General features: G+C 60.6%; 18 protein-coding genes. 7 read left to right on the top strand and 11 right to left on the bottom strand.

Annotated features, from left to right (window positions below):
• The first annotated feature begins 87 nt into the window (after positions 1-87).
• Positions 88-612, top strand: coding sequence for a single-stranded DNA-binding protein (locus RB548_RS07815; protein ID WP_331374370.1), 525 nt, complete (start codon positions 88-90; stop codon positions 610-612).
• 199 nt (positions 613-811) lie between these two features.
• Here RB548_RS07815 and RB548_RS07810 read toward each other — a convergent pair whose 3' ends face one another.
• The gene (locus RB548_RS07810; protein WP_331374369.1) at positions 812-1,441 is read right to left on the bottom strand and encodes a MarC family protein; all 630 of its coding nucleotides are present in this window, start codon (positions 1,439-1,441) and stop codon (positions 812-814) included.
• A 330-nt stretch (positions 1,442-1,771) separates the two neighbouring features.
• Between RB548_RS07810 and gyrA the strand changes: the two genes are divergently transcribed.
• Positions 1,772-4,552: a DNA gyrase subunit A gene (gene gyrA / locus RB548_RS07805; RefSeq protein WP_331374368.1), complete on the top strand. Its 2,781-nt coding sequence runs from the start codon at positions 1,772-1,774 to the stop codon at positions 4,550-4,552.
• A gap of 71 nt (positions 4,553-4,623) precedes the next feature.
• Here gyrA and RB548_RS07800 read toward each other — a convergent pair whose 3' ends face one another.
• The gene (locus RB548_RS07800; RefSeq protein ID WP_331374367.1) at positions 4,624-5,517 is read right to left on the bottom strand and encodes a LysR family transcriptional regulator; all 894 of its coding nucleotides are present in this window, start codon (positions 5,515-5,517) and stop codon (positions 4,624-4,626) included.
• Between the two features lie 92 nt (positions 5,518-5,609).
• Here RB548_RS07800 and RB548_RS07795 point away from each other — a divergent pair, with 92 nt between their 5' ends.
• Positions 5,610-6,644: an NAD-dependent epimerase/dehydratase family protein gene (locus tag RB548_RS07795; protein ID WP_331374366.1), complete on the top strand. Its 1,035-nt coding sequence runs from the start codon at positions 5,610-5,612 to the stop codon at positions 6,642-6,644.
• Here the strand turns inward: RB548_RS07795 and RB548_RS07790 are convergent.
• The 7 genes from RB548_RS07790 to trxB all read right to left on the bottom strand — a co-directional run bounded on the left by RB548_RS07790 (position 6,634) and on the right by trxB (position 13,365).
• On the bottom strand, positions 6,634-7,620 hold the full coding sequence (locus RB548_RS07790) for a transglycosylase SLT domain-containing protein (RefSeq protein ID WP_331374365.1): 987 nt from the start codon (positions 7,618-7,620) through the stop codon (positions 6,634-6,636). The genes RB548_RS07795 and RB548_RS07790 overlap by 11 nt on opposite strands.
• 73 nt (positions 7,621-7,693) lie before the next feature.
• Positions 7,694-8,203, bottom strand: a complete 510-nt coding sequence (locus RB548_RS07785) for a GNAT family N-acetyltransferase (RefSeq protein WP_331374364.1) — start codon at positions 8,201-8,203, stop codon at positions 7,694-7,696.
• Positions 8,204-8,270: 67 nt separating this feature from the next.
• Positions 8,271-9,065: an aminoglycoside phosphotransferase family protein gene (locus RB548_RS07780; protein ID WP_331374363.1), complete on the bottom strand. Its 795-nt coding sequence runs from the start codon at positions 9,063-9,065 to the stop codon at positions 8,271-8,273.
• Between the two features lie 71 nt (positions 9,066-9,136).
• Positions 9,137-10,258, bottom strand: coding sequence for an alkene reductase (locus tag RB548_RS07775; RefSeq protein WP_331374362.1), 1,122 nt, complete (start codon positions 10,256-10,258; stop codon positions 9,137-9,139).
• A 46-nt stretch (positions 10,259-10,304) separates the two neighbouring features.
• Entirely contained in the window at positions 10,305-10,595 is a 291-nt protein-coding gene (locus tag RB548_RS07770; RefSeq protein ID WP_331374361.1) for an ArsR/SmtB family transcription factor, read from the bottom strand.
• 779 nt (positions 10,596-11,374) lie between these two features.
• Positions 11,375-12,271 (bottom strand): LysR family transcriptional regulator VtlR, encoded by an 897-nt coding sequence (locus RB548_RS07765; protein WP_331374360.1) that lies wholly within the window; start codon positions 12,269-12,271, stop codon positions 11,375-11,377.
• A gap of 119 nt (positions 12,272-12,390) precedes the next feature.
• On the bottom strand, positions 12,391-13,365 hold the full coding sequence (trxB, locus tag RB548_RS07760) for a thioredoxin-disulfide reductase (protein WP_331374359.1): 975 nt from the start codon (positions 13,363-13,365) through the stop codon (positions 12,391-12,393).
• A gap of 613 nt (positions 13,366-13,978) precedes the next feature.
• Here trxB and RB548_RS07755 point away from each other — a divergent pair.
• From RB548_RS07755 to RB548_RS07740, 4 genes are all read left to right on the top strand, one after another.
• A complete protein-coding gene (locus tag RB548_RS07755; RefSeq protein ID WP_331374358.1) occupies positions 13,979-14,449 on the top strand; it encodes an Lrp/AsnC family transcriptional regulator in 471 nt (156 codons plus the stop codon).
• Positions 14,450-14,592: 143 nt separating this feature from the next.
• Positions 14,593-15,405, top strand: a complete 813-nt coding sequence (locus RB548_RS07750) for a glycosyltransferase family 2 protein (RefSeq protein WP_331374357.1) — start codon at positions 14,593-14,595, stop codon at positions 15,403-15,405.
• A 42-nt stretch (positions 15,406-15,447) separates the two neighbouring features.
• A complete protein-coding gene (locus tag RB548_RS07745; RefSeq protein WP_331374356.1) occupies positions 15,448-16,479 on the top strand; it encodes a glycosyltransferase in 1,032 nt (343 codons plus the stop codon).
• Positions 16,476-17,498, top strand: a complete 1,023-nt coding sequence (locus RB548_RS07740; RefSeq protein WP_331374355.1) for a glycosyltransferase — start codon at positions 16,476-16,478, stop codon at positions 17,496-17,498. Before RB548_RS07745 ends, RB548_RS07740 begins: the two co-directional genes overlap by 4 nt.
• 15 nt (positions 17,499-17,513) lie before the next feature.
• Here RB548_RS07740 and RB548_RS07735 read toward each other — a convergent pair whose 3' ends face one another.
• Positions 17,514-18,569: a glycosyltransferase family 4 protein gene (locus RB548_RS07735; protein WP_331374354.1), complete on the bottom strand. Its 1,056-nt coding sequence runs from the start codon at positions 18,567-18,569 to the stop codon at positions 17,514-17,516.
• A 158-nt stretch (positions 18,570-18,727) separates the two neighbouring features.
• Positions 18,728-19,204, bottom strand: a complete 477-nt coding sequence (greA, locus tag RB548_RS07730; RefSeq protein ID WP_180941283.1) for a transcription elongation factor GreA — start codon at positions 19,202-19,204, stop codon at positions 18,728-18,730.
• Between the last annotated feature and the right edge of the window lie 237 nt (positions 19,205-19,441).

The following is a 19,441-nucleotide window of genomic DNA, read 5'->3' as shown; positions in this document are numbered from 1 at the left end:
TCGACGGCGGCGGACCGCTAAGATGCGCGTTCTTGAAATATTGGAGAGCCGGACCGGCGGTTCGGCGGAAAACACGGGAAAAGCGATATGGCTGGTAGCGTCAACAAGGTGATCTTGATCGGAAATGTCGGGGCCGACCCTGAAATCCGGCGCACGCAGGATGGCCGCCCGATCGCCAACCTGCGCATCGCCACCTCGGAAACGTGGCGCGACCGCAACAGCGGCGAGCGTCGCGAGAAGACCGAATGGCACACGGTCGTCGTCTTCAGCGAGGGCCTCTGCAAGGTGGTCGAGCAATATGTGAAGAAGGGCGCGAAGCTCTATATCGAGGGCCAGTTGCAGACCCGCAAGTGGCAGGACCAGAATGGCAACGACCGCTATTCGACCGAAATCGTACTGCAGGGCTTCAACTCGACGCTGACGATGCTCGACGGTCGCGGCGAGGGCGGCGGCTCTGGTGTCAGCCGTGGCGGCGGCAATGACTACGGCGGCGGCTATGAGGATTACGATCAGCCGCGCCAGTCTTCAGGCGGCGGACGCTCCGGCGGTGGTCAAGGCGGCCAGAGCGGCGGCAACTTCTCGCGTGATCTCGACGACGACATTCCGTTCTGATGCGCTGCCGCTCGCAAGGGCGGCTCATGTCTGGTTGAACACGGTAAGCATTGAAGCATCCGAAAGCCGGTCCCAAGGGCCGGCTTTCGACGTTTTGACTTTTCAGTCCATTACGCTTGGGCGCGCCGGCCAGCGGACAATGCAGTTGTCGGTGCGCACGAAATCGCTTCGCTGCCGGACTTCGGTTCTGCGAGGCGCGCTACGCCAGAAAGGCCGAGCGCACACCGTCGACGACGAACTGCACTGCCAGTGCAGCCAGGATGACACCAAGAAGACGGGTGAGGATCGCGCGTCCGGTGACCCCGAGAAAGCGGTCGACGCGTTCGGCGATGACGAGTGCCAGAAACAAGAGCGCCATCGACGCGGCGATAACAACGAGTAGCTGGACCCGGTCGATGACGGAAGGAAACGAACTGCCGAGCAGGATCGTGGCCGAAATCGCCCCCGGACCGGCAATCAATGGCAGGGCGAGGGGAAAGACCGCGATGTTGTGAAGATGGTCCTTGGTCACTGCAACTTCGCCGGTCTTTTCCTTCCGTTCCTGACGCTTCTCGAAGATCATCTCGAAGGAGATCCAGAACAGCAGCAGACCGCCCGCGATACGGAAGGCGCCAATCGAAATGCCGAGCAAACCGAGGATGCCATCACCGAAGAGGGCGAAGGCGGCAAGGATGAAAAAGGCGATCATCGAGCCGCGGGTGGCGACCTGAAAACGTTCCTGGCGGCTCAGCCCCACGGTAAGGCTCAGGAAGATCGGCGCCAGGCCCGGCGGATCGAGCGTGACAAGCAAAGTCGTCAGTGCATTGATCAAAAGATCGACATTGAACATCCGTTTCCCCTTCCGGATTGCTACCCCGGGTTTTGCCGGTGGCATGGACGCATTGTTAGGCAAGCGCGGCGAGCTTGGAAAGGGGCGGCTAGCCAAGGGTCGATCAATGGCTTAAACCGGCTTGGGGCATGGCTTCATGGCCTTCGGTCGGCACAGACGGAGGCATACTGATCGATGACGGTGAAACTCATTCCGTTTTCCGGACAAATGCCCTAGAAAAGCCTGTTCTGGCGGCAAAAGACTGTTCACAACCAACTGCAAAAATTGGCGCTTAGAGCCGCATTCGGCTATAAAAAATCGACTGATTCTGAACAAAGATCGTGATCAACATTGACTGAACAAAGCAATCCCGGCGGCGGAAAGAATCCGCCAGGCATCGAGCCGATTTCCATCATCGAGGAAATGCAGCGGTCCTATCTCGATTACGCCATGAGCGTCATCGTTTCCCGCGCGCTTCCCGATGTGCGCGACGGTCTGAAACCGGTTCACCGGCGCATCCTCTACGGGATGAGCGAACTCGGCATTGACTGGAACAAGAAATACGTCAAGTGCGCCCGCGTTACCGGCGACGTGATGGGTAAATATCACCCACACGGCAACATGGCGATCTACGACGCACTGGCCCGCATGGCGCAGGACTGGTCGCTCAGATTGCCGCTGATCGACGGCCAGGGTAATTTCGGTTCCGTCGACGGCGATCCGCCGGCAGCCGAACGCTATACCGAGTGCCGGCTGCAGAAGGCGGCGCATTCGCTGCTCGACGATCTCGACAAGGAAACGGTCGATTTCCGCGACAACTACGACGGCACGCTGCACGAGCCGGTCGTCGTCCCGGCGAAGTTCCCAAATCTCCTGGTGAATGGCGCGGGCGGCATTGCCGTCGGCATGGCGACAAACATCCCGCCGCACAACCTCGGCGAAGTCATCAACGGCTGCATCGCACTGATCGACGATCCCGCGATCGAACTGCCGGAACTGATGCAAATCATTCCCGGGCCGGATTTTCCGACCGGCGCGCTGATCCTCGGTCGCTCGGGCATACGCCAGGCCTATGAAACCGGCCGCGGCTCCGTCATCATGCGCGGACGTGCCCATGTCGAGCCGATGCGCGGCGATCGCGAGCAGATCATCATCACCGAGATCCCCTATCAGGTGAACAAGGCGACGATGATCGAGAAGATGGCCGAGCTGGTGCGCGACAAGCGCATCGAAGGCATCTCGGACCTTCGCGACGAATCCGACCGCCAAGGCTATCGCGTCGTCATCGAACTGAAGCGCGATGCCAATGCCGAGGTCATCCTCAACCAGCTCTACCGCTACACGCCGCTTCAGACCTCGTTCGGCTGCAACATGGTGGCGCTCAACGGCGGCAAACCGGAGCAGATGACGCTGCTCGACATGCTGCGGGCCTTCGTCTCCTTCCGCGAAGACGTCGTTAGCCGGAGAACGAAATTCCTGCTGCGCAAGGCGCGCGAGCGCGCGCATGTGTTGGTCGGCCTCGCCATCTCGGTCGCCAATATCGACGAAGTCATCAAGCTGATCCGTCACGCGCCCGATCCGCAGACGGCGCGCGAGCAGTTGATGGAGCGCCGCTGGCCGGCGCATGACGTCGATGCTCTGATACGGCTGATCGACGATCCGCGTCATCGCATCAACGAGGACGGCACCTACAACCTGTCGGAGGAGCAGGCCCGCGCCATTCTCGACCTGCGCCTGCAGCGCCTGACCGCGCTCGGCCGCGATGAAATCGGCGATGAGCTCAACAAGATCGGCGAAGAAATCAAGGACTACCTCGATATCCTTTCCTCGCGCCTGCGCATCATGTCGATCGTCAAACAGGAACTGGAAGCCGTCCGTGACGAGTTCGGGACGCCCCGCCGCACCGAGATCGCCGAGGGCGGTCCGGATATGGATGACGAAGACCTGATCGCCCAGGAGGACATGGTCGTCACTGTGTCCCATCTCGGCTATATCAAGCGCGTGCCGCTCACAACCTATCGGGCGCAGCGTCGCGGCGGCAAGGGACGCTCCGGCATGGCGACGCGGGACGAGGATTTCGTTACCCGGCTATTCGTTGCAAACACCCATACGCCGGTGCTGTTCTTCTCGTCGCGCGGTATCGTTTACAAGGAGAAGGTCTGGCGGCTGCCGATCGGCACGCCGCAATCGCGCGGCAAGGCGCTGATCAACATGCTGCCGCTCGAACCCGGCGAGCGCATCACCACGATCATGCCGCTGCCCGAGGACGAAACGACCTGGGAAAACCTGGACGTCATGTTCTCGACCACGCGTGGCACGGTCCGCCGCAACAAGCTCTCGGACTTCGTCCAGGTCAACCGCAACGGCAAGATCGCGATGAAGCTCGATGAAGAGGGCGACCAGATCCTGTCGGTCGACACCTGCACCGAGTTCGACGACGTGCTACTAACGACTGCGCTCGGCCAATGCATCCGCTTCCCTGTCTCCGACGTGCGTGTCTTCGCTGGCCGCAATTCGATCGGCGTGCGCGGCATCTCGCTCGGCGACAACGACCGGATCATCTCGATGGCGATCGTCGGCCATGTTGAAGCCGAGCCTTGGGAGCGGGCGGCCTATCTGAAGCGCGCAGCGGCCGAGCGGCGCACGACGAACGGCGAAGAAGAGGAAATCGCGCTGGTCGGCGAAGAGGTCACCGACGGCGGCGAGCTTTCCAACGAACGCTACGAGGAACTGAAGGTACGCGAACAGTTCGTGCTGACGGTCTCCGAGAAAGGCTTCGGCAAACGCTCGTCTTCCTACGATTTCCGCACATCCGGCCGCGGTGGCAAGGGCATCCGCGCCACCGACACGTCGAAGACGGCGGAGATCGGTGAACTGGTCGCAGCCTTCCCGGTCGAGGACAACGACCAGATCATGCTCGTATCCGATGGCGGTCAGCTCATTCGCGTGCCGGTCAACGGCATCCGGTTGGCCAGCCGCGCGACGAAGGGCGTGACGATTTTCTCGACCGCCAAGGACGAGAAGGTCGTATCGGTCGAAGGGATCAGCGAGCCTGACGGCGAGGACGAGATTGTGGACGCCGCGCTTGGCGAAGGTGCCGCGCCGGAGTCACCCGAGACTTCCGAAGACTGATCGCACTACTTGTCAGACTTAAAAAGCCCGCCCTCGCCGGCGGGCTTTTCGTTGGCCTCCATCCGTTGGCGTTACTGCCGCATATAGGCCTTGAGTCCCTTCGCCAACGCGTCGAACGCGACGCGGCAGCGCGGACTCGCGCGCAGGTTTTCGTGCATCACGAGCCAGGTATCGAGCTTCAACTCGAAGGCGTCGGGAATCACGTGGACAAGCTGCGGATCGCGAGTTGCAAGGGCGTTCTGGCAGATGCCGATGCCGAATCCGGCGCGTATCGCCGCAAGCTGCGCGACATTGCTGTCGGTCTTCAGCGAAAATCGCACCTTCGGCAGATCCGGCGCCCGCGCCATCATGCTGCGTATCGCTGCCGTTTCCCGATCGAAACCGATCAGGCTGTGGCCGGAGAGATCATCGATCGTTTCAGGCACGCCGCGGCGGTCGAGATAGGACCGATGCGCATGGAAACCGAGCGGCACTGCGCCGATATGGAGAGCGACCAGCGCTTCCTGCGCCGGTCTGACCATCCGCACGGCGATGTCGGCCTCCTGGCGCAAAAGATCCTCCACCGCGTCAGACGCGGAAAGCTCGATGGAAAGGTCCGGATATTCCCGGTTAAGTTCCACAAGGATCGGCGGCAAGACCTCAATGCCGATCATCTCGCTGGCACTGATGCGCACGGTTCCGCCAATCGCGCCATGCTGACCGGAGGCGGCGCGAAGCAGAGCGGAGGACGTGGCCGCCAAGGTCTCAGCATAGGGCTTGAGTTCCAGCGCCGCTTCGGTCGGCAGCAGCCCCTGCGGCGAGCGCGTGAACATCGCAAAACCGAGGGCCTCCTCCAATGCATCAATGTGACGGCCAACGGTCGGCTGCGTCAGTCCAAGTTCGCGCGCGGCCGCCGACAGCGAGCCTTCGCTTAGCACCATCAGAAAGGTGCGATAGAAATCCCAGTTAGGTTCGATCCTGCTCATAAATTTAGGTATAGCAGCCATAGGTATTTAGACAATTTCGTTCTACCGCGCAGCGGGCGATGCTCGATCCATCCGAACCGATAGAGAGAGACATGACGAAAGCGCAGGAAAAGACAGGCACGGTTCTCGTGCTGGGTGCGACGGGCGGTATAGGTGGAGCGATCGCCCGAGGCCTTCACCTTCGCGGGTGGGCGGTCCGAGCCTTGAACCGGGACGCAGCGAAGGCCTCCAGGAAGGCATCGGCGTTCGAATGGATCCAGGGCGACGCAATGAACGCCGCCGACGTAAGAGGTGCGGCCGAGGGCGCGGCGGTCATCATCCATGCGGTCAATCCACCCGGCTATCGCGACTGGGGCAAACTCGTATTGCCGATGCTCGACAACACGATCGCGGCCGCCAAAGCTGTCGGTGCGCGCATCGTCCTGCCCGGTACGATCTACAATTTTGGGCCAGACGCCTTCCCGGTGCTTGACGAGGATGCACCACAGAACCCGCGAACGGAAAAGGGCGCCATCCGCAAGGAAATGGAAGCCAGGCTGAAGGCTGCTTCCAAAGCTGGTGTTCATGTCATCATTCTGCGGGCAGGGGACTTTTTCGGACCGGATGCCGCCAACAACTGGTTCTCGCAAGGGCTGGTAAAGCCCGGAAAGCCGGTGACGGCGATCACCTATCCCGGGAAGGCGGGAACTGCCCACCAATGGGCCTATCTGCCGGATGTGGCAGAGACGATGATCAGGCTGATCGAGCAGGCGGAAAACCTTCCGCCATTTGCGGTCTACCATATGCGCGGTTTCGTCGATGACGAAGGCACGAAGATGATTGCGGCGATCCGACGCGCCCTCGGGAAGCCTGATCTCAAGGTCAAGAGGTTTCCTTGGTGGCTCGTGACCGTCGCATCACCCTTCGTGCCATTTTTCAAGGAACTCAAGGAAATGCGCTATGTTTGGCGCGAACCGCTCGAGATGCGCAATGATCGACTGATCGCCACGCTCGGCGAGGAGCCGCAGACGGCGTTAGATGACGCTGTCACGGCGACGCTTGCGTCGCTCGATTGCCTTCCGGCGGTTGAAACATGCGTTGCCGATCGCCGCTCCGCTGCGTCGCAAAGCCCGAGCGTCAGTTCTTGAAAACGACGCAGGCGCCGCCGCTCTTGCGAATGGCGGCGCAAAGCTCGTTTGCCTCGGCGCGCGTCTGCCGCCCGATGCGGGCAGCGTACCGTCTTCTCGCTCCAAAAGCGCCATTGCGCTCCCGCACGAGGACTGCCTTTTCAGTGTTGATTGGCGCCGGCAGTCTTTTCACCGCGTGCAAGAACAGGCGCTGCGCAACGGATTTCTGGTAATGCGCCGAGAGTTGGACACCCCAGGGCGCCCAGACCGCCTCATCGGCGATGACGAGCTCGCGCAAGCGACGGGTGTTGGCCAGCGCGACGCAGCCGTCCAGGAAGCTCTTGTTCTTTTCGAGTTCAAGATTGAGCAACTTCGGTGGATTATCGCGCCAGTCTTCGACGGGATAGGCTGTGATCGCCAAGACATAATCGCGCGTCTCGTACGGTAACCGGTCGTTTTCGAGGAAGCGCTCAAGGCCTGCCTCGCCGGCATTGTAGGCTGCCGCGGCAAAGCCAAGATTGCCATAGCGCGACTTGAGTTCGCTTAAATACTCGGCCGATTTGCCGAGAGCCGCCACAGCATCGAAACTGTCCGACAAGCCGCGCAGCTTTGCCGTTGCCGGCATGAATTGGGCAATTCCCTCCGCGCCCTTCGGACTGATGGCGTCCGGTTGAAAAAGGCTTTCGCGCCAGATCAACCGGGCAAAGAAAGGGGCGGGCAGGTCGTTCGCCACGGCATAGTGCTCAATGATGCCACAGACATCACGGGCAAAATTGTCGGGGCTGATGCAGAGACGAAGCGACGGGTTCGCTGCGGAGACGCCTGAATAGAGGCACTTTCGCGGAGGGACCGGTGGCGCATCGGTGCGGGCCTCGGCAACCTCGGAGACAATGGCGCAAAGCCCTGTTGCGACCAACGCAGCCCCCGCAGCGCGCGCCAGACGTCCCATTCGGTTGCCCCAGATGCGGCATCTGCCCGCTCTGCTCTGTTCGACCATGCGGCTCCTCAGCAACGAACGAGTGAGCATACATAGCATCTTCGTCAATAACGAAAAACAGGCGAAGACAATCTCAGGTCGGCGAACCGGTACGCAGGACCAGTTGCATGAAGGTCAGATCAAGCCAGCGGCCGAATTTCGTGCCGACTTCCTTCATATGGCCGGTTTGCTCGAAGCCCAACTGCTCGTGCAAGCGGATCGAGGGGAGGTTGCTCGATTCGATCCCGGCGACCATCACATGCTTGCCAAGCGCCTCGGCGCGTTCGATGAGCGCGACCATCAACGCCCGGCCGATGCCGCCGCCGCGCCGGTCGCTGCGCACGTAGACCGAATGCTCGACCGTATGGCGATAGCCGTCGAAAGCACGCCATTCGCCAAATGAAGCGTAGCCGATGATTTCGCTCGCGTCGGAGACCGCAACGAGCACAGGAAAACCGGCCGATTTTCGCGCCTTGAGCCAGGCTGCACGATTGGCGACATCGACGAGCGTTTCGTTCCAGATCGCTGTCGTGTTCGCCGCCGCGTCGTTGTAGATGTCGCGAATGGCTTCGAGATCGCTGTCGGCCGCATCCCTGATTTGCATGTTGCTCTCCCTGCCTGCTCTCGATCAACAGCGCCGCGAAGCAGCGCCGTCGAGAACGCCGTGAGCTTTAACTGTTCAGTGCAGCCGCGGCAATCTCCACCATTGCAAGCGGATGTTCGGCGCTTTCGCCGTCCTGCAGAAACCAGGCTGCAGACAGGCCTGCGTAGGCGAGGACCCAGTGAAGAACCCGCCGCGGATCGAGCGATGCCTCATCTGCTACGGTGGCGAGCTGTCTCGCCAATCGGCCGGGAGCGGTGACGATCGGCAACTCGGGATTGCAAAAGAGGTTCGCATAGTCGAAGCCACGCTCACCATGGAGGCGCTTCGGATCGATCGCGAGCCAGCCGCGTTCGCCAAAATCGAGAATGTTCCCATGGTGAATGTCACCGTGCAGCACGCCCGGCGGATAAGGATCGGCGAAAAGCGCCCTTGCTGCGCCAGCACAGATCTCGAACAGACCGCCTTCGGCACGGGCTGCCGGTTCCAGAGCTTCAAACCATCGCTCGAGCGGGACGAGTTCCGGAAGCGGCGCTGGGCGTGGAGCATGCAGCGCGGCGACCGTGCGGCAAATCACACGGGTTGCAGCATCATCGCCGCCGGTCATCGCCATGTGGAAAAGGGACCGTCGGCTCTCGGCGCGTTCCAGGAGGATTGCGTCGCCCTCCTCGGCATAGACGCGTGCGGCTCCATGACCATCCCACCACTGCATCAGCCGCCCGCCGAATTTTTCCTCCGCTTCTTGCGCAATCTTGAGCATAGCCGGCAGGCCGCGCCAGCGTACCGGCAGCAGGTGGCTCGAACGGGTCGTGATTGCCTCTCCGTCAGGCGCAAGCGACCATCTTTCAATCCAAGGAGCGAACATCGGGGCAGGATAGGCGATTCTTCATGCGAAAGGGCCCCGCACTACGCAGGGCCCTTCGTCCGGCTTAAGTCTCAAGCCACCTGCTCAAGCAGCGGATAGTCGGTGTATCCCTTGGCGCCGCCGCCGTAGAAGGTTGCCTGGTCGGGCGCATTAAGCGGTGCGCCATCCTTGAGCCGGCGGACGAGATCCGGGTTGGCAATGAACGGCTTGCCGAAAGCGACCAGATCGGCCTCACCACTTTCGACGGTTCTGACGGCTAGGTCGCGGTCGTATCCGTTGTTCGCCATCCAGGCAGCGTTGCCGCCGGCCGCCGTGTAGGTAGCGCGCAGCCCGGCGTAGTCGAAGGGGAGATCGCCCTGCTGGTGATCGCGCGCCCCGCCGGTTGCGCCTTCGACGACGTGAACATAGGCAAGCGGATAACGGGCGAGCTTTTTCACCACGTAGGTGAAGACCGCCTGCGGCTCCGGGTCAAAGGCATCGTTGGACGGAGTGACCGGAGAAATACGAATGCCGACACGGCCCGCGCCGATCTCCTTCGTGATCACCTCAACGACCTCGAAGAGAAAGCGTGCGCGATTCTCGATCGGGCCGCCATAGGCGTCGGTGCGCCTGTTGGAGCCGGAGCGAAGAAACTGGTCGATCAGGTAGCCGTTCGCGGCGTGGATTTCGATGCCGTCGAACCCCGCATCGATCGCGGCCCGTGCGGCCTTGCGGTAGTCTTCGACGATGCCGGCAATTTCCGCCAGGTCCAGCGCGCGCGGTTCGGACGTTTCGGCAAAGCTGCCGGTTCCGTCTTCGTTGACAAGATAGGTCTTCGACTTTGCCCGGATCGCCGACGGAGCCACGGGGTGACCGCCATTGGGCTGGAGGGAGGTGTGCGAGATGCGGCCGACATGCCACATCTGAACGACGATCCTGCCGCCGGCCCTGTGAACCGCATCCGTCACCTTGCGCCATCCTTCGAGCGCCTCGGGCGTATAGAGGCCCGGAACATCCGCATAGCCTTGTCCCTGATGGGTGATCGCCGTCGCTTCCGTGATCAGCAGGCCGGCGGAAGCGCGCTGCTCGTAGTAGGTTACATTGAGCGTATTCGGGACCGCTTTCGGCGAGCGATTGCGGGTAAGCGGGGCCATCACGACCCGGTTCTTGAGCGTGATGTCGCCGATCGTGATCGGGTCGAAAAGAGAAGCCATGAAATGTCCTTTCCGTTTCGGTTGAAGCTTGGGAGGAAGTATGGCATCAGAGGTTGCCGATAGCCTTCAGGAACTCGGCGATCGTTTCCTCGTTGCGCTTGTAAAAGACCCACTGGCCAACACGGCGGGTCGTCACCAAGCCGGCGCGCTGCAGCACGGCGAGGTGAGACGACACGGTCGATTGCGACAGTCCGCAACGTTCGAACTGGCCGGCGCAGACCCCCATCTCAAGAGGATGCTCCTGACCGGAAAAATGCATCTCTGGCTCCTTCAGCCATGTGAGGATGTCCATACGGGCAGGATGCGCCAACGCCTTCAGGATTTCGTCTTTGTCCATCGTAAAATCGCCATACCTAGTTGTATCAATATATGTATCTGGAAAACTCGATATACAAATCACATGCCCGTGATTTCGTGGAAGGGAGCGACGGGAGCCGCCACGCAGATCTTCTCCAGCGCGCCGCGCGCGTAAAGACGCGCAAAAGGACGCTGCAGCACTTTGAATTGCTGCCCCCAATCACGCTGCGTCAACGACAAAAAAAGAGGGCCACAAGAAAACTTGGGCCCTTACAGTTGTGAAGGTCTCAAAACCTCCAGAGGGGAACAGCTGCTGCGGCGGCTGGGAGGAGAATGCCGCCAAATGCATCAGCCAACGGCATATGGGGAGCGCAAATCCGGCTTTCAATAGCTCGCTCTGCGTTTTTCTCAACTGATGGCTGTGACTGGATCTGCGCAATCCCGGACGGAAAACCGTTACACACTTTTCCTGGAATTGCTCTAAACGGCGGACAAAAAAAGAGGGCCACAAGAAAACTTGGGCCCTTGTAGTTGTGAAGGTAATAAGAACCTCCAGAGGGGAACAGCTGCTGCGGTGGCACTGGGAGGAGAAGCCACCAAAGATGCATCAGCTGGGTTTGGTATGCTGTTTTTTTGGGCGCGCAGCAATCATTTAATATGCATGACAGCCATGTCGTGCGCGCATTCCTGCACATTTTTGCGGCGCACAATGCTCCCGATCTACGAAGGTCTTCTTCGACGCTAGAATATATGTTTTCAAAACAACGATTTACGACTGCAGTGAGCAATTGCCCAGAATTCAAGCAACTGAAGCAGGCGTTAAAAATTCCAATTGCGCGCCTTGGCAACGATATAGTCACGGAAGACTTTCAGCTTCGCGGCGTTCTTCATTTCGTCGGGATAGCAGAAATATGTATCGAAGGAGGGGATGTCCGCGCTGATCGGAAGCTGAATCAATCCCGGATCGCGGCCGACGATGTAATCGGGAAGCATGGCAATGCCGATTCCGAGCAGGCAGGCGCGCTTGATCGACGTCTGGCTGTTGATCTGCAGATGCGAGATACGCGGATTGTCATGATCGCGTCCGGCGATCTCCAGCCAGTTCACATCGAGCAGGTAGTTGGGCGCCGGCTCGCCGAAAGTGATGATCCGGTGATTGTCCAGATCCTCGACGGATTGGGGTTCACCGTATTTGTTGATGTAGGAGGGAGCGGCATACACGTGCATGTGCACCGTGAAGAGCTTGCGCTGGATCAGATCCGACTGCTGTGGCTGGCGCAGCCGGATCGCGCAATCGGCGTGCCGCATGTTCACGTCGAGCTCTTCGTTGTCCAGGATGAGCTGGACCTGCACGTCCGGGTGCAGCGACATGAACTCCTGTATCTTGTCGGTCAACCAACCCTGGCCGAGGCCGACCGTTGTGGTGATGCGCAGCTTACCGGTTGGTTTGTCAGTCGTCTCGGTCAATTGCACCTTGACGCTCTCGAGCTTCATCAGCACCTCATGCGCGGTGCGGTAGAGGATTTCGCCCTGTTCCGTCAGAATCAGGCCGCGCGCGTGGCGATGAAACAGCTTGATGCCGACGTCCTGTTCGAGCGAACTGACCTGACGGCTTATGGCCGATTGCGAAAGATGGAGTTTGTCTGCCGCGTGCGTGAACGAGCCTGCCTCGGCCGCCGCATGAAATATGCGCAGTTTATCCCAGTCTAACGACATGAAAGCCCCCATAAACGACCACCCCCGGGGGACTGACTGATCGTCCTCCGGTTGTGGCTGATGCATCTGTTCCCACACGAGACGCGGCGCCTTCCGGCGCGCACCCCGATTCGCAGCTTCTATTCGGCTGCAATTGCGACGGGCATATGACCCGCCAGATATTTCTCCGCCTCGAGCGCCGCCATGCAGCCCATGCCGGCCGCCGTGACTGCCTGGCGATAGACGTCGTCGGTGACATCGCCGGCAGCAAACACACCCGCGACATCGGTCGCCGTCGAATCCGGCGCTGTCCAGAGATAGCCGTTCGGCTTCTGGCGAAGCTTACCCTTGAACAATTCCACCGCCGGCGCGTGGCCAATCGCGACGAAGACGCCATCGGTGACCATGTCCGTGGTTTCACCGGTCTTGGTGTTGCGAAGCTTCACGCCGTTGACCGAAGCGGGCATCGGCGGCTTTGCGGGCGTGCCGAGATATTCGATGACCTCGTGATCCCAGATGACCTTCACGTTCGGCTTGGCGAAAAGACGCTCCTGAAGGATTTTTTCCGCGCGGAACGTGTCGCGCCGGTGAACGACGGTGACGGTCTTTGCCAGATTCGAAAGGTAGAGCGCTTCTTCCACGGCCGAATTACCGCCGCCGACGACGATTACATCCTTGTTCCTGTAGAAGAAACCATCGCAGGTGGCGCATGCCGAAACCCCGAAGCCCATGAAGGTCGGTTCGGTTTCGATGCCGAGCCACTTCGCCTTGGCGCCGGTGGCGATGATCAATGCGTCCGTCGTCCAGTCGTTGCCGCTATCGGTCTTGATGCGGAAGGGACGGACGGAAATGTCGACATCGGTCACGAGATCATTGACGATCTCCGCGCCGACGTGCGTCGCCTGCTTCAGCATCTGTTCCATCATCCAGGGCCCCTGCACTGGATCGGCGTAGCCGGGATAGTTCTCCACATCGGTGGTGATCATCAATTGGCCGCCCTGTTCCAAGCCCGCGATCAGTACCGGCGAAAGCATGGCACGTGCCGTATAGATCGCCGCAGTATAGCCAGCAGGGCCGGAGCCGATGATCAGCACTTTGGTATGGCGGGCGGTCATGAACGTGTCCTTGAAAAGGCCGGAGAGCCGAGGCAGCGTCATCCGGTTCCGTGGTTACTGGCAAAATATTGCCTTACTTTAGGTATTCCCCACTCGTACTTTCAAGGGTACGGCCGCCGATACACACAAGTGCTTGGGCCACAGGCAGCGTTTTGGCACCAGATCGGGCATTTTTGCATCGTTTTCAACGTTTCTGCCAACCATGGTGTGCGAATCCGCCGCGACGGCAACCCGCCTTGTTTGCACTGTCTCCGTTCTGGAGGAGATCGCCATGCGTCGACTACGCGACCGCCCTTAGAGGCCACGATTGTTTCTCTCGGTTTTCGCCCAGACGTCCATACGAAGGTTTTTGTGCATGCGTCAGCGAGTGCTCTCGTTTTGGCGTCAGGTTGCATGTTACTCACCGGTACGAAATTAGCCGCTTGCAGGAATGGCAGACCTGTCGCATTCGTGGCGACGGCGCTATCGTCCACTTGCGGGTTTGAGAGGCGCGATTGGTGCAACATCTCGTCAGGGCAGTTGCAGCGATGGCTGCCTCTCCGGTCGACGATCCTGCTGGCGGGCATATAAGGCCTCCTCGCCAAGGCCGATGACAAAATGGGGATGCTAGGCAATGGTCATACGCGTCGAGCTCGATGCCATCGATATGAAAATACTGCGCGAACTGCAAAGCAACGGCCGGATGACGAATGTCGAGCTCGCCGAGCGCGTGGGCATTTCGGCGCCCCCTTGTCTACGCCGCGTCCGCAAGCTGGAGGAGGCGGGTGTCATTCGCGGCTACCGCGCGCTCCTGAACGCATCGGCGCTCGGCTACGACCTCGTTGCCTTCTGCATGGTCGGCCTCAAGCATCAATCGGACGCGAACCTCAAGGCATTTGCCGCCCGCACCGCTTCATGGCCGCTCGTCCGCGAGGCTTGGATGGTCTCGGGCGAATCCGACTTTCTGCTGCAGTGCGTGGCCGAGAACCTTGCGAGGTTCCAGGATTTCGTTATTGAGGAACTAACGGCAACCGACAATGTCGATACGGTGCGCACGATGCTGACGATCCGCCAGGTGAAGGACGCGTGCCAAGTGGAAATCTAGCCGCGCGGCCGGCACTCACCGCATTGAGCTTGCGGCCCTGTAGGAAAAGTACTCGTGAAAACGCGCTCCCGCTCGGGGAAAGTACCGGAATGTTTCGTAGGCCGGACCGGACCATTTCGCAAACAGCTTGAAAAGGCGTCGGCGTGACCTCCAAGCTTCCGCTTTCCGCTTTCATTATCTGCCTCAACGAAGAAGGCTATCTGGGCAATTGCATCGAAAGCCTCGATCAGTGCGCCGAGATCGTCATCGTCGATTCCGGCTCGACCGACGGTACGGCGCCCCTGGTGCAGTCCTACATCGACAAGGGCTGGCCGATCCGCTTTATGTATGAACCGTGGCGCGGTTACGCCGGGCAGAAACAGTTCGCGCTGGAGCAATGCAGCCAGCCTTGGTGCTTCAACATCGATGCGGACGAGCGGCTCGACGCACCGTTGCGCAAGTTGTTGCCGGATCTTCTTCGAGCCCCCGCAGAGACGGTGGGGTGGCGCGTCGCACGTCGCCCCTATCTGATCGGCTACGGCTACACGCCGGTACAGGTGCATGAGCGGCGGAACCTGCGCCTGATCCGCCGGGGCAGGGGGCGATACGATCTGAGCCAGAAGGTGCATGAAGGCATCGTACCGGACGGCAGGGTTGACAATGCCCGCTCCGGCAGCCTTCTTCATTTCCGGCCGCTGGTGATGGACGAGCAGATCCTCAAGGAAAACAAGTACTCAAGCCTGAAAGCCGACCAACAGTTCGAAGCCGGAAAGCCGCCCAGGTCCTACAAGCTCGTCTTCGGTCCAGCGCTTTACTTTTTTCGCCTCTATTTTCGCAACGGTCTTTGGCGCTGCGGCCTGCCTGGATTCATCGAGGCGATGACCGGAGCGGTCTATGCTTTTCTGACGGCGGCCAAGATCTACCAAAGGCACGCTCTCAAGGCACGGCCGAATACCGACGACGCGCTTTCCCACTAGGTCAATTCCGGGAAGCGTGACCGAAGCCTCGAAAGGTAATCCATGAAGGTCATGCATATTCACTTCGGCAAGGAAGGCGGGGCAGAGCGATTCTTCGTCAACCTCGTCAATGCCCTGCATGACAGGGGCGTCGAACAGCGCGTGCTCATCCGCCCTGACCGCAGTTGGCGCAAGGATATCGAAGGCAGCGCGACAATCTACGAAGGTGTCTTCCGCAGGATATCGCTTTCGCGATTCCTTCTGCAGTGGCGGATGCGGCGCATCCTGCGCGATTTCCGGCCCGACGTCATCATGGCGTGGCAGTTGCGGGCGAGCCGCTTCATGCCGGCATACAAGGATGCGCTGCGCATCTCTCGCCTCGGCGATTACCCCGAGCATCTCGGCTACTACACCAATGTGGAGACGCTGGTTTGCATCACCCCGGACATGGCCGCGAGGGTTCGTGAACTCGGATGGAAACGCGGCATTGAGGTCATAGCGAATTTCACCCGGGCGTTGCCGGTCGCTCCGATCGCGCGCAAGGAGATGCGGACACCGGCCGACGCATTCGTGGTCGTCGGCATGGGTCGGTTCGTCAAGCGCAAGGGCTTCGATGGGCTCATCCGCGCGGTCAAGAAGGTCGACGGCGCCCATCTTTGGCTCGTCGGCGACGGACCGGAGCGCGAGCGGCTCGAAGCTCTGACGGACGAGTTGGGACTGCGCGATCGCGTCCGTTTTGCAGGCTGGCAGACCAATGCCTACGGCTATCTCGCGGCCGGTGACGTCTTCGTCATCAATTCTTCGCATGAGCCACTTGGCAACGTGTGCTTCGAAGGCTGGGGCGCCGGAAAGGCGACGATCTCCTCGCGTGCCGAGGGGCCATCCTGGGTGATGACGGACGAAGTCGACGCGCTGATGGTGGACCGCGGCGACGACGAGGGTCTGGCAAATGCAATCCGCCGGCTGCGCGACGATCCGGAATTTCGGGAACGATTGAGTGCCGGCGGCCGCGAAACATTGCGCACACGCTTTTCCGAGCAGGCGATCACCGACGCCTATCTCGAACTCTTCTCCAGAGGTGCGGCGCAGCGATGAAGGTCATGCACTTCCATTTCGGCAAGGATGGCGGCGCCGAGCGTTTCTTCGTCCATCTCGTCAACGCGCTTGCCGAACGCGGTGTGGAGCAGACATCCGTCATCCGACCGCGCCGTCTTTGGCGCCCGGAAATCGAAGGCGCAACCAGGATTGTGGAGAGCCACTTCCGGAACTTGTCGCTGGATCGCCTGCTGCTACCGCGCAAGGTGATGCACATGGCGCGGCGCGAGAGGCCGAACGCCCTGATGGCCTGGGCACCGCGGGCCAGCGAATTGATGCCGGCCTACAAAGGCTGCATCAAGATTTCCCGGCTCGGCGACTACCCGCCACGCCTCGACTATTTCCGCAACACGGACTGCCTCGTCTGCAATACGCCCGGCATCGCCGAGCATGTTCGCAAGCTCGGCTGGAAGCGGGATATCGAGATCATCTCGAATTTCACCAGCACCGAGCGAGTCCAACCGGTCACCCGGTCAACGCTCGACACACCTGAGGGAGCCCCGGTCGTCATGTCGATGGGGCGCTTTGTCGAACGCAAGGGTTTCCACACGTTGATCCAAGCGATCGCCAAGGTGCCGGGCGCTTACCTCTGGCTGCTCGGTGATGGAGAGGAGCGGGACAACCTTCACAAGCTTGCCGCCGATCTCGGTGTCGCCGCCCGGGTGCGCTTCGCGGGGTGGCAGAAGGACACGAGGCCATTCCTCGCGGCAGCCGATATATTCGTGATGGCTTCGAGCCACGAGCCGCTCGGCAATGTCATTCTGGAGGCATGGGCGCAGGGAACACCGGTCGTCTCGAGCCGCTCGGAGGGGCCTCAATGGTTCATGCGCGATGGCGAAAACGGTCTGATGGTCGATATCGGCGATGCGGAGGGTTTTGCGCATGCGGTCGAGCGCATTGCTAACGACGATGCGCTGCGGGCAAACCTTGCCGAGCGCGGGCACGAGACGCTGATGAGGCAGTTCTCCAAAGAGGCCATCACGGACGCCTACCTGAAGCTCTTCGCCTCGAAGCGTTAGTCTTTGTCCTGTTGCTCAGCGCATGAGCCTTTCGTAGATGGCGCCTATTGCCCGCGCCTCGCCTTCGATCGCGAAACTATTCGAGGTCCGCGACAGACCATTGGCGCCGGCGGCCGCGAGTCGCGGCAGATCATCCATGAAGGCGGCGGCACCGTCGACCATGGCGTTCACATCGTCGGCTGGAATGACAACGCCCGTTTCCGCGCCACCGCCGGCAATCAGTTCCGAGAAAGCACCGACGTCGGTTGCCACGACCGGGACGCCGCTTGCCATTGCCTCCAACGGAGTCAGACCAAAACCCTCCCAGCGTTGCGGCGCAATGAACAGGTCGAGCGCCCGGTACCAATCCGGGATGTTGGTGTGCTCGCCGGCAAAGAGGATGCGATCCGCAAGGCCCACCTTGGCGACCCGTTGCTTCAGTTCCGACTCGAAGGCGAGATGCTGTCCGGTCGCGCGTCCCGCTACGACGGCGCACCAATCGGGCCGGCTGGGGAGGAGCGCGATCATGCTGTCTACGAAAAGATCCGTGCCCTTCTGACGGCGCACGCGTCCGAAACAGCCGACAATCTTCTTGGCAGGATCCAGCCCGAGTGCACGTTTTGCTTCCGCTTTGTCGGTCGCCGGGCGAAAGCGCTTGGTGTCTATGCCGTGTAGTATCACGGTGTTGGGCACTTGCAGATAGGCGGCCGTCTTGCTGCTTGTCGCAATCACCGCATCCATCCTGCCGATAAGGTACCTGCTCCATCCCGTGTGCCGCCGTTGTGAGGCGGAAGTGAAGACGATCCTGATTTTCATGCGCAGAAGATCGCGCAGGATGATCGCCGGCAGCATTTCAACATTGCGGCGCGCGTGCCACACGCGGCAAGGCCGACCCGCCGGAGCTTTCCACAAATGGATCAGATCGCGAAACCGGATCGACGGCAATGTCGCAGGAAGTCCAGGGCCAAGGACCGCAATCTTCTGGCCGAGCGCACGCTGGATCGGAACGAGTTGAATGATGGTCGAAGTGACGCCGGAGAGGCGTTGCTTGAAATTGGGCGCAATGACCTCGATGTTCCGGATATCGGCCACGTGAGCGCTCTCCTCGCGCATGCGACAATCATCATTTGCAAAGGGAAGGGGACGGAGCGAGCCTCACGTCCCTTGAGCGGGATGAGCGCACCCCGCCCTGGTAACATCGGTCACGTTTGGGTTGTCACAACCCAAAATCATCGTGACGTCGGAGCCGGTCAGCCCCAGTGTATGGCGAGGATTTCGTAGGCCTTGGAGCCGCCCGGTGCGTTGACCTCGATCGAGTCGCCGACTTCCTTGCCGATCAGCGCACGAGCAATGGGGGAGGAAATAGAAATGCGACCCGCTTTGACATCGGCTTCCTGATCACCGACGATCTGGTAGGTCTTCTCCTCGTCGGTGTCCTCGTCGACAAGCTTGACCTTGGCGCCGAACTTGATCTTCGACCCGGACATCTTCGAAAGATCGATAACCTCGGCGCGCGCGATCAGATCCTCGAGCTCGGTGATCCGGCCCTCGTTGTGGCTCTGCGCTTCCTTGGCAGCATGATATTCAGCGTTTTCCGACAAGTCGCCATGGGCGCGAGCCTCGGCGATCGCTTCGATGATTCGCGGGCGTTCTCCCTGCTGGCGCCAGCGCAGCTCCTCCTGCAGATTGGCGAACCCACCCTGTGTCATCGGCACTTTGTCGACCATTTCATCATCCTTCATCAAACACGCAGCGCCGCCTTTCGGCAGCGCCAACGCAAAAGAAAACGGTCTCCGGCGCGCGAGCGTCGGAACCGTCCGAAACATCCGAACCGCACTTATAGCAGAAAGCCAATTGCCATTGCCAGATTTTTCAATCGGCGGAAGGTCGCTGCACGGCGACGTCGGCAATCAATGCACGAGCCGCGACAGGCGCGGAAACACCCCCCAACCGATCATCGTCAC

The sequence above is a fragment of the Sinorhizobium chiapasense genome (assembly GCF_036488675.1).
Lineage (GTDB): Bacteria > Pseudomonadota > Alphaproteobacteria > Rhizobiales > Rhizobiaceae > Sinorhizobium > Sinorhizobium chiapasense.
This window is presented reverse-complemented; position numbering and strand designations above follow the sequence as displayed.

Coding starts and splice junctions, on each gene's coding strand:
- RB548_RS07745 (WP_331374356.1), top strand. CDS start 15,448: ATGAAGGTCATGCATATTCACTTCGGCAAGGAAGGCGGGGCAGAGCGA.
- RB548_RS07775 (WP_331374362.1), bottom strand. CDS start 10,258: ATGGCTTCTCTTTTCGACCCGATCACGATCGGCGACATCACGCTCAAG.
- greA (WP_180941283.1), bottom strand. CDS start 19,204: ATGGTCGACAAAGTGCCGATGACACAGGGTGGGTTCGCCAATCTGCAG.
- RB548_RS07810 (WP_331374369.1), bottom strand. CDS start 1,441: ATGTTCAATGTCGATCTTTTGATCAATGCACTGACGACTTTGCTTGTC.
- RB548_RS07755 (WP_331374358.1), top strand. CDS start 13,979: ATGGTCATACGCGTCGAGCTCGATGCCATCGATATGAAAATACTGCGC.
- RB548_RS07800 (WP_331374367.1), bottom strand. CDS start 5,517: ATGAGCAGGATCGAACCTAACTGGGATTTCTATCGCACCTTTCTGATG.
- RB548_RS07785 (WP_331374364.1), bottom strand. CDS start 8,203: ATGCAAATCAGGGATGCGGCCGACAGCGATCTCGAAGCCATTCGCGAC.
- RB548_RS07740 (WP_331374355.1), top strand. CDS start 16,476: ATGAAGGTCATGCACTTCCATTTCGGCAAGGATGGCGGCGCCGAGCGT.
- RB548_RS07780 (WP_331374363.1), bottom strand. CDS start 9,065: ATGTTCGCTCCTTGGATTGAAAGATGGTCGCTTGCGCCTGACGGAGAG.
- RB548_RS07815 (WP_331374370.1), top strand. CDS start 88: ATGGCTGGTAGCGTCAACAAGGTGATCTTGATCGGAAATGTCGGGGCC.
- trxB (WP_331374359.1), bottom strand. CDS start 13,365: ATGACCGCCCGCCATACCAAAGTGCTGATCATCGGCTCCGGCCCTGCT.
- RB548_RS07770 (WP_331374361.1), bottom strand. CDS start 10,595: ATGGACAAAGACGAAATCCTGAAGGCGTTGGCGCATCCTGCCCGTATG.
- RB548_RS07790 (WP_331374365.1), bottom strand. CDS start 7,620: ATGGTCGAACAGAGCAGAGCGGGCAGATGCCGCATCTGGGGCAACCGA.
- RB548_RS07795 (WP_331374366.1), top strand. CDS start 5,610: ATGACGAAAGCGCAGGAAAAGACAGGCACGGTTCTCGTGCTGGGTGCG.
- RB548_RS07765 (WP_331374360.1), bottom strand. CDS start 12,271: ATGTCGTTAGACTGGGATAAACTGCGCATATTTCATGCGGCGGCCGAG.